At 50.2% G+C, this 15,484-nt stretch carries 12 protein-coding genes, 1 CRISPR repeat array and 1 riboswitch; of the genes, 9 read left to right on the top strand and 3 right to left on the bottom strand.

Annotated features, from left to right (window positions below; genetic code table 11):
* Positions 1 to 21 precede the first annotated feature (21 nt).
* A CRISPR array of direct repeats spans positions 22 to 942; the repeat unit is 30 nt; unit sequence GTCGCCCTCCGTGAGGGCGTGAGTTGAAAT.
* Between the two features lie 290 nt (positions 943 to 1,232).
* The 6 genes from DW769_RS08695 (at position 1,233) to DW769_RS08720 (ending at position 8,071) form a co-directional block, all read left to right on the top strand.
* Positions 1,233 to 1,637 carry a YbaN family protein gene (locus DW769_RS08695; RefSeq protein ID WP_118750263.1) on the top strand — a complete coding sequence of 135 codons (405 nt, stop codon included), beginning with the start codon at positions 1,233 to 1,235 and terminating at the stop codon, positions 1,635 to 1,637.
* The gene (locus DW769_RS08700; protein ID WP_022462170.1) at positions 1,634 to 1,981 is read left to right on the top strand and encodes a nitrous oxide-stimulated promoter family protein; all 348 of its coding nucleotides are present in this window, start codon (positions 1,634 to 1,636) and stop codon (positions 1,979 to 1,981) included. The genes DW769_RS08695 and DW769_RS08700 overlap by 4 nt, the downstream gene beginning before the upstream one ends.
* A 13-nt stretch (positions 1,982 to 1,994) precedes the next feature.
* Positions 1,995 to 3,734, top strand: a complete 1,740-nt coding sequence (locus DW769_RS08705) for an ABC transporter ATP-binding protein/permease (protein ID WP_118750264.1) — start codon at positions 1,995 to 1,997, stop codon at positions 3,732 to 3,734.
* On the top strand, positions 3,734 to 5,464 hold the full coding sequence (locus DW769_RS08710) for an amino acid ABC transporter ATP-binding/permease protein (RefSeq protein WP_117761011.1): 1,731 nt from the start codon (positions 3,734 to 3,736) through the stop codon (positions 5,462 to 5,464). Before DW769_RS08705 ends, DW769_RS08710 begins: the two co-directional genes overlap by 1 nt.
* A gap of 63 nt (positions 5,465 to 5,527) precedes the next feature.
* A riboswitch (cobalamin riboswitch) is annotated at positions 5,528 to 5,721 on the top strand.
* A gap of 294 nt (positions 5,722 to 6,015) precedes the next feature.
* Positions 6,016 to 7,320: a sirohydrochlorin cobaltochelatase gene (locus tag DW769_RS08715; RefSeq protein ID WP_117761012.1), complete on the top strand. Its 1,305-nt coding sequence runs from the start codon at positions 6,016 to 6,018 to the stop codon at positions 7,318 to 7,320.
* A 139-nt stretch (positions 7,321 to 7,459) separates the two neighbouring features.
* Entirely contained in the window at positions 7,460 to 8,071 is a 612-nt protein-coding gene (locus DW769_RS08720; protein ID WP_022462174.1) for a hypothetical protein, read from the top strand.
* 112 nt (positions 8,072 to 8,183) lie between these two features.
* Here the strand turns inward: DW769_RS08720 and DW769_RS08725 are convergent, their stop codons facing one another.
* A complete protein-coding gene (locus DW769_RS08725) occupies positions 8,184 to 8,642 on the bottom strand; it encodes a DUF2798 domain-containing protein (RefSeq protein WP_022462175.1) in 459 nt (152 codons plus the stop codon).
* Between the two features lie 359 nt (positions 8,643 to 9,001).
* Here DW769_RS08725 and DW769_RS08730 point away from each other — a divergent pair, with 359 nt between their 5' ends.
* Positions 9,002 to 9,826 (top strand): TrmH family RNA methyltransferase, encoded by an 825-nt coding sequence (locus tag DW769_RS08730; protein WP_118640080.1) that lies wholly within the window; start codon positions 9,002 to 9,004, stop codon positions 9,824 to 9,826.
* Positions 9,827 to 9,917: 91 nt separating this feature from the next.
* Here the strand turns inward: DW769_RS08730 and DW769_RS08735 are convergent, their stop codons facing one another.
* The gene (locus DW769_RS08735) at positions 9,918 to 10,793 is read right to left on the bottom strand and encodes an AraC family transcriptional regulator (protein ID WP_158579813.1); all 876 of its coding nucleotides are present in this window, start codon (positions 10,791 to 10,793) and stop codon (positions 9,918 to 9,920) included.
* 198 nt (positions 10,794 to 10,991) lie between these two features.
* On the opposite strand from DW769_RS08735, the gene DW769_RS08740 reads away from it, so the two are divergent.
* Positions 10,992 to 12,536 carry an alpha-amylase family glycosyl hydrolase gene (locus DW769_RS08740; protein WP_118697442.1) on the top strand — a complete coding sequence of 515 codons (1,545 nt, stop codon included), beginning with the start codon at positions 10,992 to 10,994 and terminating at the stop codon, positions 12,534 to 12,536.
* Between the two features lie 58 nt (positions 12,537 to 12,594).
* On the opposite strand, the gene DW769_RS08745 is transcribed toward DW769_RS08740, so the two are convergent.
* On the bottom strand, positions 12,595 to 14,646 hold the full coding sequence (locus DW769_RS08745) for a HelD family protein (protein WP_118750266.1): 2,052 nt from the start codon (positions 14,644 to 14,646) through the stop codon (positions 12,595 to 12,597).
* 136 nt (positions 14,647 to 14,782) lie between these two features.
* Between DW769_RS08745 and sigK the strand changes: the two genes are divergently transcribed.
* Positions 14,783 to 15,409 (top strand): RNA polymerase sporulation sigma factor SigK, encoded by a 627-nt coding sequence (gene sigK, locus DW769_RS08750; RefSeq protein WP_022462180.1) that lies wholly within the window; start codon positions 14,783 to 14,785, stop codon positions 15,407 to 15,409.
* Positions 15,410 to 15,484 lie beyond the last annotated feature (75 nt).

Raw genomic sequence — 15,484 nt, forward strand, 5'->3', positions numbered from 1 at the left:
CCTCATCCGGCAGACCGAAACGTCGCCCTCCGTGAGGGCGTGAGTTGAAATATGGAAGAATTGGGACACAGTCAAAGAAAAATGGTCGCCCTCCGTGAGGGCGTGAGTTGAAATGTGAGACACACGTAAAACTGTATTGGTGCAGACAGTCGCCCTCCGTGAGGGCGTGAGTTGAAATGTGTGGGGATCGTACCCACAATACGCTTCAGTATAGTCGCCCTCCGTGAGGGCGTGAGTTGAAATGTCTCCTTTTAATTATCTTCACCTTGAGCTATCGTCGCCCTCCGTGAGGGCGTGAGTTGAAATATGGGGAACGACTTATCCTGGATGGGAAAATGGAAGTCGCCCTCCGTGAGGGCGTGAGTTGAAATATGAAACCGTACACCATATTCTTCTTCGTACTTGTCGCCCTCCGTGAGGGCGTGAGTTGAAATATTACGGAATGCTCAGAGGTCTTGGACAGTGGCGTCGCCCTCCGTGAGGGCGTGAGTTGAAATGAAATCAATGGAGCAAAACGGGAGCTTCATCAGTCGCCCTCCGTGAGGGCGTGAGTTGAAATGCAACTTCTACAGCATCGGTGGAAACTCTGGCCGAGGTCGCCCTCCGTGAGGGCGTGAGTTGAAATTTTTTGACGAAGAAACCTACAGAAAATGTCTGCGTCGCCCTCCGTGAGGGCGTGAGTTGAAATGATAGTCAATCGACCACCTTTTGATAGTTTTAAAGTCACCCTCCGTGAGGGCGTGAGTTGAAATATCGCTTGGTGCGCAAAAAAAATAACCAATGGAGTCGCCCTCCGTGAGGGCGTGAGTTGAAATAAGAGACCGGAGAGCCAGTGGCGGCAGGTTGATGGTCGCCCTCCGTGAGGGCGTGAGTTGAAATATCATCTCCTTTTAATAATCCGAAAAATTCTAAGTCGCCCTCCGTGAGGGCGTGAGTTGAAATGATGCGTCCCCACACAACCGGCCCGATTCCTTTGTCGCCCTCCGTGAGTTGAATCTTCAAACATTGGCGGAATTATTTAGAGTATGATGTATCACACTTCGTGAGTTGAAATAACAGCAGTTATTCTGCAAGCAGAGGAGCGTTCTCTCAGGAGTGAAATGTGTTTGACATGAAAGTTAAATAATGTTAATCTATAACTAGCGTAAGCGACAACTAACCGCTCATGTATTCGCAAGAACCATGAGCGGCTATTTTTCTATTTTAATATTCGGTGAGAAAGGAGGAAAATTATGAAGAGTCCATTTAAAATATTTTGGATCGTACTCGGCTTTCTGTGCCTGGGATTTGGCACCATCGGCATTGTGCTTCCGATTCTGCCGACAGTTCCATTCTATATGGCGACCCTGTTCTGCTTTGCGAAAAGTTCGGAACGGCTGCACAGCTGGTTTATTGGAACTCAATTATATAAGAAGCATCTCGACAGCTTCGTACAGCATCGGGCGATGACGGTAGGAACGAAATGTAAAATTATCGGGATGGTAACGGTTGTGATGGCGATCGGCTTTTTTGCTATGAAGAATATGCCGATCGGAAGAATCTGTATTGCTGTGGTATGGATGTGCCATATTTTGTATTTCTTCCTGCGGGTCAAAACCGTAAAAACAGAAGATCATATCCTAGGAGAAACAAAATGAACAAAGTAGAAAAAAAGCGGCAGAAAGAACAGTACGTCGTGGAAGAGATGATCCGCCTGTACTGCCGGAAGAACCATGGAAAAGAGGGGCATGCATCCGGCGGGATGTGTCCGGAATGTCAGAAATTAGCGGACTATGCAAAACAGCGGAGCCAGAAATGTCCCTTCATGGAACAGAAAACATTCTGCGCAAACTGCAAAGTACACTGCTACAAGCCGGAAATGCGGGAAAAGATCCGCGCCGTTATGCGGTTTTCGGGGCCGAGGATGCTGCTGTATCATCCGATTTTAGCTATCTGGCATTTAATCTGCAGCATGAGAGAGAAGCGAAAAGCAAAAGCATAAAAGAGAGGTACTTATGATTAAAACAAGACTGGTGGGGCTGCTGTCCCACGCGAAAAAGTATATCGTGTACACGATTCTGTGGCAGTGGGCGGCGCTTCTGTCGCAGGTGATCGCGGTATTTACGATTGCCGATCTGCTGGAGCGGGTTGTGTATGGCGCGGTAACGGCGACGGCTGTGAAACGGACGGTTTTTATGCTGGCAATTGTTGTTGTGATCCGCTTTTTCTGCGAGCGGATGGGTGCGAGGTCTTCGTATCTTGCGTGTGTGGATGTGAAACGGATTCTGCGTGAAAAAATTTATGAGAAAATGCTGAAACTGGGGGGATCCTACAGCGAACAGGTATCATCCTCGGAGGTCGTACAGGTATCCACGGAAGGCGTGGAGCAGCTCGAAACCTATTTTGGAAAGTATCTTCCGCAGCTGTTCTACAGCCTGATTGCGCCGCTCACGCTGTTCGCCATCCTCTGCCGGGTGAGCATGAAAGCGAGCGTGATTCTTCTGATCTGTGTGCCGCTGATCCCGATTTCGATTGTGGTTGTGCAGAAGATTGCGAAGAAGCTGCTGAACAAATATTGGAGTATTTACACAGGGCTCGGCGATTCGTTCCTTGAAAATCTGCAGGGTCTGACGACCTTAAAAATCTATCAGGCCGACCAGCAGAAAGCCGACGAGATGGATGTGGAATCCCAGAACTTCCGCCGGATCACGATGAAAGTTCTGACGATGCAGCTCAACTCAACGAGCGTGATGGACATCGTAGCATACGGCGGCGCGGCGGTTGGCATGGCGATGGCGGTATCGGAATTTCTGAAAGGAAACCTCACCGTGTCCGGCACGCTCTGCATTGTGCTGCTGGCGAGCGAGTTTTTCCTGCCGCTTCGTCTGCTCGGATCATTCTTCCACATCGCGATGAACGGCATGGCGGCGAGTGACAAGATTTTCAAAATCCTCGATCTGCCGGAGCCGCAGACGGGAGAGCGGACGCTGCCGGACGGACCGCTGGATGTCGTGTTGGAGGATGTACATTTTTCCTATGAAGAGGACCGGGAAATCTTAAAAGGCATTGACCTGACGCTCCCGGCGGGCAGTTTTGTATCACTGGTCGGCGAATCCGGCTGCGGAAAGAGTACGATCGCGGGCATCCTTGCGGCAAAGAACCGCGGATATGCGGGAAGCATCACCCTGGGCGGCGTGCCGCTCTCGGAAGTCAATGAGACGGATCTGATGAAGCACGTTGTTCTGGTCCGCCACAACAGTTACTTATTTAAAGGAACCGTAGAAGAGAACCTGCGCATGGCGAAACCGGATGCGACGAAGGAGGAGATGGAGGCGGTTCTGCAGAAAGTCAATCTGCTGGGATTCTTACAGACACAGAACGGACTGCAGACAGAGCTTCTCGAAAAAGCAGGAAACCTCTCCGGCGGCCAGTGCCAGCGTCTTGTGATTGCGCGGGCGCTGCTTCGGAGCGACAGTGCGGTGTATATCTTTGATGAAGCCGCATCGAATATTGATGTCGAGAGTGAAGAGCTGATCATGAATGTGATTCATGAACTCGCAAAGACGAAAACGGTATTGCTGATTTCCCACCGCCTTGCGAACGTCGTACAGTCAGATCAGATTTATTTCCTGAAAAACGGTACCATCTGCGAGCGTGGAACGCATGCGGAACTGATGGAACAGAACGGCGCATACCGTCATCTGTACGACAGCCAGATGGTACTGGAAAACTATGGAAAGCAGGGGAATGCATGATGCACGAGAAGAAAAATACAGCAAAACGCAGAAGCGCCCTCCGGATTATGGGAAGCCTGATCGGGCTGGTGAAGCCATTGCTTCATATTATGATGGCGGCAATTATTCTTGGAACAATGGGATATTTATGTGCGATCTTCCTGACGATTCTGGCAGGACAGGTCATCGTGCATGGCTTACTGACGGGCGCGGCAGGGACGAGCCTTTCGGTGCAAAACATGTGGCTTGTACATACCCCGGTAAAAACGATACTCACGGTGATGATCGTGATCGCGGTGCTGCGCGGCATTCTGCATTATGCGGAGCAGTACTGCAACCACTTTATTGCTTTTAAACTGCTGGCGATCATCCGCCATAAAGTGTTTGCAGCTTTGCGGAAGCTCTGCCCGGCGAAGCTGGAAGGACGGGACAAAGGAAATCTGATTTCGATTATCACAACCGATATCGAACTTCTGGAAGTATTCTATGCGCATACGATTTCCCCGATTGCGATTGCAGCATTAACTTCTTTGATTATGGTATGCTTCATTGGAAGATACCATGTTCTGGCAGGGCTGCTTGCACTTGCGGCGTATCTGACGGTCGGCGTTGTGATCCCGATGTGGAACGGAAAGCGCGGAAGCCAGAAAGGAATGGAGTTCCGGACAGGCTTTGGCGAGCTGAACAGCTTCGTGCTGGATTCCCTGCGTGGCCTCGACGAGACGATTCAGTACGGACAGGGCGAAAAACGGAAAGAGCAGATGTCAGGGCGGTCGAAAGAACTGACTTCTGTGCAGGAAAACTTAAGCCGCATGGAAGGCTCCCAGCGGTCTGTCACCAACATGGTGATTCTTCTGGCATCGTTCGGCATGCTGGCACTGACGATCTATCTTTACACGAAAGGCGGGATCGGATTTGAGGGAGTCCTGACCTGCACAATCGCGATGATGGGTTCCTTCGGCCCGGTCGTGGCGCTGTCCAGCCTGTCGAATAACCTGAATCAGACGCTGGCAAGCGGCGAGCGTGTGCTTTCCCTTCTCGAGGAAGCGCCGCTGGTGGAAGAAATTCCGGGAGATGCGGCATCCGGCGGTGACCACGCATTTGCAGGAGCCGAGGCGCAGAATGTAACGTTTGCCTACGAAGACGAGACGATTCTGGATCAGTATTCGCTGAAACTGGAACCGGGAAAAATCACCGGCATCCACGGCGCGAGCGGTTCCGGAAAATCGACGATCTTAAAACTTCTGATGCGCTTCTGGGATGTCCAGACGGGGCGCGTTTCCGTGGACGGAGCCGATGTCCGCGAAATCCCGACGAAGTATCTGCGCGATATGGAAAGCTATGTGACGCAGGAGACACATCTGTTCCACGATTCGATTGCGAACAACATCGCTATTGCAAAACCCGGCGCGACGCGGGAAGAAATTATGGAGGCGGCGAAGAAGGCGTCCATACATGATTTCATCATGACACTGCCAAACGGCTACGACACCGAAGTCGGAGAACTCGGCGATACGCTGTCCGGCGGAGAAAAACAGCGGATCGGTATCGCGCGGGCATTCCTGCATGACGCATCCATGATCCTGCTGGACGAGCCGACATCGAATCTTGATTCCTTAAATGAAGGAATTATTCTGAAATCCCTGAAAGAATCGGCAGAAGAGAAAACCATTGTGCTCGTATCGCACAGAGTGTCCACGATGAACGTCGCGGATGTGGTATATGAAATGGAAAATGGCCGGATTTCCTGATTTTACAGCACTTGACAGAGAAAAGACGATGTGCTACACTAACAGTCGTTAAAGAAAAAACAATTAAATATCGATGTGTAAGGTGTCGGACATGCGTGTCCGGTGAAAAGGGAAGCAGGTGTGAATCCTGCACGAACTCGTCACCGTATTTTGCAAGCAGGGGAATGATCCACTGGGAAACCGGGAAGGAGACCGATGCGCTGGAGTCAAATCCTGAAGCAATGAGCCGGGAGACCTGCCTTTCGCAGTACAGGAACGTTACGTTCGTGCCACGAGGAACTGGCAGTACAAAACAGGAAAGCGGACATTTGCCCCACAGCGGGTGAGATGGTTTTCTTTGTGATGAAAATACTGGAAGCCCCTCGTTGAAAAACGAAAGGGCTTCTTTCTATTTACGCGGGCAACGAGCCAAAGTCCGTGCTTGCACGAGACCTTAGCGACTGCCGCGATAACTTGAGAAACTCGCGGAGCGTGTTTCTCATAGTTTGAAATGTAAAACGTCCCCGATATTGGTTGTTGCAAAGATACCAGCAAATGGGAGGAAAACAAAAATGAAAAAGAAACTTGTAGTCGCTTTAATTTCAGCAGCTATGGTAACATCTATGCTCGGCGCATGCGGAAGCAGCAACGCATCCAGCAGCAGCGCAAGCAGCACAGCAACAAGCAGCGTAAGTGCATCTTCCGCATCTGAGGAAGACACCACAGCAGCAAGCAGCAGCGTAAGCGCATCTTCTGCATCTGAAGAGGTATCCGCAGATGCAGACCAGGAGGCAGCAGATAAAGTGGCAGCTTTGATTGACGCAATTTATGTACAGGAAAGAAATGATAACACCGACGAGCAGTGCAAAGAAGCAAAAGAGGCATGGGATGCCCTGACAGACGCACAGAAAGAACTCGTAGAAGGTGAGAACGCAGATCCGGATTACTTCGGAAGAGACACAGGGGATGCTTCCAAGGATGATCCGTTAAACGGAGACGAGATCGGCGAGAATGAGCTTCTGGTTGTAAGCTTTGGTACTTCCTTCAACGACAGCCGTGCTGAGGATATCGGAGGCGTTGAGAAAGCTCTGCAGGCTGCATATCCGGACTGGTCCGTAAGACGTGCCTTCACTGCACAGATCATCATCAACCATGTACAGGCCCGCGATGACGAGAAGATCGACAACGTAGATCAGGCACTGGAAAGAGCTGTAAGCAATGGCGTGAAAAAACTGATTATTCAGCCGACTCATCTGATGCACGGCGCAGAGTACGACGAGCTGAAAGAAGCAGTAGATAGCTATAAAGATAAATTTGAGTCCGTAACCATCGCAGAGCCGCTGCTTGGCGAGGTTGGAAGTGACGCTACCGTAATCAACGAGGACAAACAGGCCGTTGCAGAAGCAATCACGGCACAGGCAGTAAAATCTGCAAATTATGACAGTCTGGATGCAGCAGCAGAGGACGGCACTGCTTTCGTATTTATGGGACATGGTACTTCCCACAATGCAAAAGTAACTTACAGCCAGATGCAGACACAGATGGATACTCTTGGATACAAAAACGTATTCATCGGAACCGTTGAGGGCGAGCCGGAAGAGACCGCCTGCGAGAATGTGATCGAGGCAGTAAAAGCAGCCGGATACAAGAAAGTAATTCTTCGTCCGCTGATGGTTGTTGCAGGTGACCACGCAAACAACGATATGGCAGGCGAGGATGAGGATTCCTGGAAGAGCCAGTTTGAGGCATCCGGTGCATTCGATGAGATCAACACTCAGATCGAAGGTCTTGGAAGAATTGATGCTGTTGAGCAGCTGTATGTACAGCACACCAAGGCAGCTATGGACGGCAACGGCGTTCAGGACGATGCTGAATAATTAGGGGTTGTATTCCGAACGTAAAATAGAGTAAAATAAGATCCGGCAGTACGGCTGAAGAGACTCAGTGTGCTGTCGGATTTTAAGTTGAGCGGATGAAAAAGATCCGCTTCAAGGTGATACAAGGAGGAATTTTATTATGAGAAAAAAATTGGCAGTTCTTTTTCTTGGAGCAGCACTGACTGTATCCATGCTCGGCGCATGTGGCGGAAAGGATGCAGCGTCATCTTCTGCATCTGCAGTATCTGCGTCTTCTGCGGCAGACGCATCTTCCGCTTCTGTACAGGATGCATCTAAGGCAGAGAGCAGTACATCCACATCAGATGTTTCAGCAGAAAGCGCATCGGCAGCGGAGACTGCAGGAGAAAGCAGCGCATCAGAGCTGGAAGACGGTACGTATACGGCAGACTTCAATACAGACAGCAATATGTTCCATGTCAATGAAGCAAAAGAAGGAAAGGGTGTCCTGACGGTAAAAGACGGAAAAATGACCATCCACGTCAGCCTGGTATCCAAAAACATTGTCAATGTCTTTGTGGGAACAAAAGAAGAAGCACAGGCAGACGGCGCAGAGCTGATCGAGCCGACCACAGATGAGGTAACGTATTCTGACGGAACCACAGATGAAGTGTACGGCTTTGATATCCCGGTAGAAAAACTGGACGAGGATTTCAATGTTGCGATCATTGGTAAAAAAGGAACCTGGTATGATCATGTAGTCAGCGTATCCAATCCGGTACCGCAGGAGTAATCCCGGAAGAAAACAAAAGATATCCACAGAAGGCGAACCATTTTGCACCGTCTGTCCACAGAAATTGTGGAAAGAGAGGGGAAAAGCGGTTCGCCTTTGTGGATATCTTTTCTTATTTTTCCGGAAACAGTTTGCGGAACAGAAAACGGATGAAGGGTCCGCAGTACATGAGCTGCCAGAAGAAGGCAACCGGGAAGTTTAAAAACGTGGTTTGGAGCCAGACAGCAACGAATTCCTTTCCGGCATTTTTAAACAGCAGCGTTGCAATAAAACTCATAATCGGACACATAATAGCAATAATCATAATGGAAATTGCCAGCGTGATTACGATCGGACGATCCTGCGGTGTTACCATGCAAAAAGCTAATTTGTGAGCCAGATGATCCACGAGGAAAAACTCGAGGATAAAAGCGGCCGGCCACATGATTATCATCTCGTGAAACGCCATCAGAAAGACCTGATTTGTCATTCCGCCGATGTTCATGGAAATGTTGTAGCAGATCATGGCATAGACCATCAGAAAGGACATCATGAGGGTAAATACAACGTTTTGAAATTTTGTTTTTGGCATCGATTGTTCTCCTTTTCTTTGCAATTTTGAAAAATGGGCGCAAAAAAGACACATGTGTTGTTCGTTAACCAAGCAATGCACTTGTGCCGTTTCCAATCTGATACCAATCTTTTCTGCAGTTTTTAATTTTGAACCGTCGATTATTATAACGTCTCTGGCGGCGTTTGGCAAGAGGAAATTGAGAAATTTTTAAAAAAGACAGATAAACAAGAAAATTCGATGCGTGCTGGAAGCACGGTTTGGCGAATGGTGCGGGGAACGGCACCGGCGGGAAAAAGAATGGATTGCGAAACGGGAGCGGGATTGCTACAATAGAACATAGTGAAAACAAAGAGAAAACGCAAAAGGAAATCAATATTATGTCAGAGATCAGAAAAATCGAAAACTTTGCGGCGCCGGAGCTCGACGTGTATGCGCGTCTTTCAGAACCGCAGTTATTGCACTATTATGAACCGCAGCCAGGCCTTTTTCTTGCGGAGAGTCCGCGTGTCATCGAGCGTGCGCTGGATGTCGGATATGAACCGGTTTCGTTCCTTGCCGGAAGCGCAGAGCTTGCCGCAAACGAAGCACTCTTTGCGCACTGCCCGGACGCGCCGGTCTATACAGCAGAGACGAAGGTGCTGGAACAGCTCACAGGCTTTGCCCTCACGCGCGGCATGCTCTGCGCGATGCACCGCCGCACGCTTCCGGCTATGGAGGAAATCTGCCGGAATGCCCGCCGCGTGGCGATTCTGGAAAATGTCGTGAACCCGACGAATGTCGGTGCGATTTTCCGTTCTGCCGCCGCGCTTGGCATCGATGCCGTGCTTCTCACATCAGGCTGCAGCAACCCGCTGTACCGCCGCGCCATCCGCGTGAGCATGGGAAATGTCTTCCAGGTCCCGTGGACCGTGCTGCCAGGCGGCAGTTACTGGCCGGAGCAGGGAATTGCTGCACTGCAGGAACTTGGATTTTATACCGTTGCGATGGCATTAAAAGAAGACTCCGTTCCGATGGATGATCCGTCGTTGAAAACGCATGAAAAGCTCGCCATTCTGCTCGGAACCGAGGGTGACGGACTGGCAAGTGATACGATCGCTGAAACAGATGCAACCGTGCTGATTCCGATGACACACGGTGTGGATTCACTGAACGTCGCTGCGGCGAGCGCTGTCGCATTCTGGGAGCTGGCGGGAAGAAGATAAAGATGTTCCGTCGGTACCGGAGATTACGGAATAAAAATAGGATCAGAGATAGATTTTCGGGATGCATATTTTGATGCATCCCTTTTTGAATTTATGAATTTTGAAATTCCTTCCGATACATCTGCGGCGTACATCCCACTTTGCTTCGGAACTGCCGGTTGAAGTTGGAAAGGTTGCGGAAACCATTGTCGTACGCGATTTCGGACACACTCTGCGTCGTACTGCGCAGCGCCTCGCAGGCGGCTTTGATCCGAAACTGTGTCAGATATTCAACGGCCCCGAGTCCGAAGGTCTGCTTAAAACAGCTCATAAAATAGCTTTTGCTCAAATGCGACAGCCTGGCAAGTTCCTCTATGGTAATTGGGTCGGCGAAGTGCTCCTGGATATAGGCGAGCACAGGCCGCAGGTTTTCAGCAGACGCAGGCATGGCGGGACGATCGGTGCAGAGTTCCGGCGATGCGGCGAGCAGATAGAAGAAGCGGAGCAGCTCACTTTTCAGCAGAAGATCGGAGACAGCAGAGTTTTCACGGATGCAGCGGAAAATCTGCTGGACGGATGCAGAAAGTGCAGCATAACTGGAATGTTCGGGTGAAATCGGTGCCTGGATGCGGCGCCGGGCGGAGAAAAACGGCTGCAGAATTTCCGTGTAGCTGCGGTCGTCATACCCGCCGATCAGCATATTCTTGTGGAAAACAATCGTATCATAAAACATCGACTCCTGCTCGGCGGGCAGAATGGCATGTACGAGGTTCGGCTGAATCAGAAAAATATCACCGGCATGCGCCGTAAGCAGACGGTCCTCATACTGAAAATACCCCGTTCCGCGTTTGATATAATTCAGCTCCATCTCCCCGTGCCAGTGCAGCGGTACGCCGGGAAAATAGTCGGGCATCCGGCAGTCATAATAACTGTAGGGAACCTGCATGGAGCCGTGCTGGCGTTTTTCTTTCGCAGCAGAAAGCATCATAAAATCCTCCTCCCAAAAGCATGTCCGTGAAATGCCGGAAATGGCAGAGCGCGGCATGCATAAAATCATAGAATAGTATTAGAATGAAATAGGAAATTACTGGTATTTCAGCGGATACAGTAGTAATATATCATATAGAAACACTTGCTGCAACGACGAAAATACAGCAGAAATAAGAGCGAAAGAGGAAAAGAAAAAATGTCAAAATGGTTAGATAACGCAGTATTTTATGAGATTTACCCGCAGTCCTTCAACGACACCAACGCCGACGGAATCGGAGATTTCCAGGGTATCATTGAAAAATTAGACTACATCAAGGAACTGGGCTGCAACGCCATCTGGATCAACCCGTGCTTCCTGTCCCCATTCGGTGATGCAGGATACGATGTCGCAGATTACTGCCGCGTTGCACCGCGCTACGGAACGAATGAGGATCTGAAGAGAGTTTTCGAAGAGGCACACAAACGTGACATGCACGTTCTGCTCGACCTGGTTCCGGGCCATACATCTGTTGAGCATCCATGGTTCAAAGAATCCATGAAAGCAGACCGCAATGAATTTACAGACCGCTACGTATGGACTAATAACGTATGGGAAGCACCGGAAGGAATGGGAAGCCTGCGCGGCATTTCCGAGCGTGACGGCGCCTGCGCCATCAACTTCTTCTCCAACCAGCCGGCCCTGAACTACGGCTTTTATCAGCCGGATCCGGAAAAACCGTGGCAGCAGTCCTTTGATGATGAGGGACCGCAGGCAACGCTGGCAGCGATGGAAGATGTCATGAGATTCTGGCTGAACATGGGCTGCGACGGCTTCCGTGTCGATATGGCGGGCTCCCTGGTAAAGAACGATCAGGAAGGCAAAGGAACCATCCGCCTGTGGCAGCAGGTACGGAAATTCCTCGACGCCGAGTTCCCGGATGCAGCCATGGTATCCGAGTGGGGCGAGCCGGACAAATCCTTACAGGGCGGCTTCCACATGGACTTCCTGCTTCACTTTGGACCGTCCCATTACAACGATCTGTTCCGCTGCGATGAGCCATTCTTCTCCAAACGCGGAAAAGGAGATATCTCTGAGTTTGTAGAGACCTACAAAACCAACTACAATAAGACCGCACAGAAAGGCCTGATCTGCATCCCGTCCGGAAACCATGATATGGACCGTCTGGCACGCCGTCTGCAGGGGAATGAGCTGAAAATTGCTTTCGCTTTCCTTCTTTCCATGCCAGGTGCGCCGTTCATCTACTACGGTGATGAAATCGGTATGCGCTACGTCGAAGGCCTGAAATCCGTTGAGGGCGGATACAACCGCACCGGTTCCCGTTCTCCGATGCAGTGGGATGACAGCACCAACGCAGGATTTTCCAGCGCACCGGCCAGCGACCTCTACATCACCATGGATCCGGGCAAAGACCGTCCGACCGCAAAAGCACAGATGGCCGATCCGGATTCCCTGTACCACGAAGTTAAAAAACTCATCCAGATCCGCCAGAGCAGCAAAGCACTCTTAAGCCGCGGAACCATCGAGTTCGTTTATGCAGAGAAAAACCAGTATCCGCTGGCATACGTCCGTGAGGCTGAGGGTGAAAAAGTCCTCGTTATCATCAACCCATCCGACAAAGAGCAGTCCTTCCCATACAGTGCAGAGCTGAAGGATGCCCTCTACACGATCGGAGGAAAAGCAGAATCCAAAGACGGAATCATCACCATCCCGGCACAGTCCGCAGGATTCTATCATATCTGATCGAAAATAAAAATGACAGGGAGATCCAATCGAATTTTTTCGGAGGATCTCCCTGTTTTTAAATATGATACACTCTCAGCTCATGCAATGCTCTGGTCGCTGCAATATACTGCGCCTGCATCATCATCTCCCGTTTCTCGTCCTTTGGGAAAATCGAGAACACCTGATCAAACTCCAGCCCTTTTGCCAGATAAAATGTGGTAACCGTCAGTCCTTTCTTAAAACTGGAGCTGTCACGGTTCAGCCACGAAAGCCGCTTCTCACAGTCAAAATCTTTTTCCGCCAGAATCTCCCGTAAAATCAAATAAGCCCGTTCCGCCGTCTTCTCATCCGGTACAATCACCGCCGCCGTCTCATACGTTTTCTCATCTGGAAACAGCGTATCCACTGCCTCCCGCAGAGCCGCCTCAAGATCCGTGACATTCCGTTCCAACACCGGCATTCCGTGCCGTTCAAACAGCTCCAGATCCGTTACGCCAATGAGATTTGCCGCATACGACGCAATTTCCACCGTATTCCGGTAACTCTTCCGCATCTCAATCCGCCGCAGATCCTTCCCGAAAATCCCCGGTAAAAACTGCAGTACATCCTGCTGCTGATCCGCCATCGTCTGCGCCCGGTCGCCGAGAATCGTCATCTTACAGGAAAACATCCGCCGGATAATCAGATACTGGAGCCGCGAATAATCCTGCATTTCATCAATCACCAGATGCTTAATATTCGACCGCTCCGCCTGCCGCGACAGGCGGTACTTCAGATACAGAACCGGATACACATCCTCATACCGCAGTTTCCGCTTCTCCAACGGCCGCCGCGGCAGCGTCTGATATCCCTCTTTCTTCAGAAAACGATTGTAGAGAACATAAAAATCCATCGTCTCATACATCTTCTGGAATTTTTCGATGAGCGGAATCCGCTCCTCCTCCGGCAGATCCCGGTTCAGCAGCGTCTCGATCTCGTCAATAAACGTCTCCGCCACCGCATCCATCCGCGAGAGCAGCGGAATATCCGCAAACTTGTCATAAAACAGCGTAATAATCTCCGATTCTGACTTCACAAACGACTTATACGAAACGTCTGAGAAATTCATCAGCTCGTCCTCAAGCTCCAGCGCAAATCCCTCCATCTGGTCCACAAACGCCTGCGACTGTTTTAAAGCAAACCGTTCTGCGGCTTTTGGATCCCGCATCTCCCGCTCAATCTGATCACAGCGATCCTCACAGTCCGCCGCCGTGTCCTGTAATTTGCGGTAAGCAAAGAGATCAAAACTCATCTCCTGAATATTCTCCTCACCGAGCTCCGGCAGAATATGTGAAATATAATCCGAAAATACCCCGTTCGGCGATAAAATCAGAATATTCGAAGACTTCAGATTCTGTCTGTCATGATACAAAAGGTAGGCAATCCGATGCAGCGCCACCGATGTCTTGCCGCTTCCAGCCGCTCCCTGAATTACCAGAATCCGGTCCTTCGTATTGCGGATGATCGCATTCTGTTCCTTCTGAATTGTGCGGATAATATTTTTCAGCTGTACCTCGCCGTTGTTGCCAAGCTCCGCCTTTAAAATATCATCATCAATTTTCACATCACTCTCAAATCCGTAAATCATCTTTCCATCCCGGATCTTATACTGCCACTTGGAACAGATTTCCCCTGTCATCTCGCCGCCCGGCGCCAGATAGGAAGCCGGCCCGCGGTCAAAATCGTAGAAAAGACCGCTGACCGGGCTTCTCCAGTCGTAAATCAGCGGCAGCTCGCCCGGCCGCTCCGCAAAATTGCCGATGCCGATATAGAAAATTTCCGGCTCATCATCCCCGTCATAGCAGAAATCCACACGCCCGAAGAACGGAGAATCCAGCATTTTCCGGAAGCGGCTCCGCAGAAGAAGCTGCTCCTGATTCGCATTCACCTGATGCAGCAGCGCCTGCTGATTGTCGTAATCCTCATATCCGTACTGGTCCATCTCGGTATAGTTCTGCCAGTAATAATCGTGCATATTTTCAATTTCTTTCTGTCCGTCCAGCAGAGACTGACTAATCTCGGCAAGACGCGCCTGCAGCTTTTCCAGCACAAAAGAAAGATATTCCTGTCCGTTTTTCTGGTCTGTCATAAAAGGAAACCTCCTCTTAAAAATATAATGTCGAGTGCCGGAAAACCCGGCTGATCTTATCAGTATAGCAGACAGGCACGTTTCCTGCAATTCAAACATAAAATAAAGAAAAATCCCCTTTGAGGTGCCGCTTTTCTTGGAACCCTTTTTAAAACCACTGTCTGCACAGGAAGAAAAAAGCTGTCTGGATGCGTATCAGAGGGGCGATACAAAAGCCAGAGACATTCTGGTCGAGCGGAATCTGCGCCTGGTCGCGCACGTTGTGAAAAAGTATCAGGGCCTGCCCGATGATCTCGACGATCTGATTTCCATTGGAACGATCGGCCTCATCAAGGCGGTGATGACATATGATTCGAAAAAAGGAAACCGGCTGGCCGCATACGCCGCCCGCTGTATTGATAATGAGCTGCTGATGTATCTTCGGAGCAAAAAGAAAACGGCACGGGAGATTTCCCTCTACGAGCCGATCGGAACCGACAAGGAGGGAAATGAGATCCATCTGCTCGACATCGTGGAGGGCGGCGGGGAGGATATCGCGGAACAGTACAACCGGAAAGAGGACGCGGTGCGGCTGTACTGTTATCTGGATTCGGAATTAAAAGAGCAGGAAAAACAGGTGCTTCTTCTCCGGTACGGCCTTGGCGGAAAAGCAGAATACACACAGAAACAGGTCGCTGCCCGGCTCGGCATCAGCCGTTCGTACGTGTCGCGGATCGAGAAGAATGCAATTGAAAAGTTGCGGTTACGGTTTGCCGCTTCGTAAATGCTTGACATTTCAAACGGACTGCTTCTATAATAAAGGGTAAGGAAATCAGGTGCAGAAAAGGTTTCCTTATCC

Source organism: Blautia sp. AM29-29 (assembly GCF_003480555.1).
Classification (GTDB): Bacteria; Bacillota; Clostridia; order Lachnospirales; family Lachnospiraceae; genus Fusicatenibacter; species Fusicatenibacter saccharivorans.

Excerpts from the sequence above, each read along its gene's own strand:
- DW769_RS08695 (WP_118750263.1), top strand. The coding sequence starts at position 1,233 with ATGAAGAGTCCATTTAAAATATTTTGGATCGTACTCGGCTTTCTGTGC.
- DW769_RS08700 (WP_022462170.1), top strand. The coding sequence starts at position 1,634 with ATGAACAAAGTAGAAAAAAAGCGGCAGAAAGAACAGTACGTCGTGGAA.
- DW769_RS08705 (WP_118750264.1), top strand. The coding sequence starts at position 1,995 with ATGATTAAAACAAGACTGGTGGGGCTGCTGTCCCACGCGAAAAAGTAT.
- DW769_RS08710 (WP_117761011.1), top strand. The coding sequence starts at position 3,734 with ATGCACGAGAAGAAAAATACAGCAAAACGCAGAAGCGCCCTCCGGATT.
- DW769_RS08715 (WP_117761012.1), top strand. The coding sequence starts at position 6,016 with ATGAAAAAGAAACTTGTAGTCGCTTTAATTTCAGCAGCTATGGTAACA.
- DW769_RS08720 (WP_022462174.1), top strand. The coding sequence starts at position 7,460 with ATGAGAAAAAAATTGGCAGTTCTTTTTCTTGGAGCAGCACTGACTGTA.
- DW769_RS08725 (WP_022462175.1), bottom strand. The coding sequence starts at position 8,642 with ATGCCAAAAACAAAATTTCAAAACGTTGTATTTACCCTCATGATGTCC.
- DW769_RS08730 (WP_118640080.1), top strand. The coding sequence starts at position 9,002 with ATGTCAGAGATCAGAAAAATCGAAAACTTTGCGGCGCCGGAGCTCGAC.
- DW769_RS08735 (WP_158579813.1), bottom strand. The coding sequence starts at position 10,793 with ATGATGCTTTCTGCTGCGAAAGAAAAACGCCAGCACGGCTCCATGCAG.
- DW769_RS08740 (WP_118697442.1), top strand. The coding sequence starts at position 10,992 with ATGTCAAAATGGTTAGATAACGCAGTATTTTATGAGATTTACCCGCAG.
- DW769_RS08745 (WP_118750266.1), bottom strand. The coding sequence starts at position 14,646 with ATGACAGACCAGAAAAACGGACAGGAATATCTTTCTTTTGTGCTGGAA.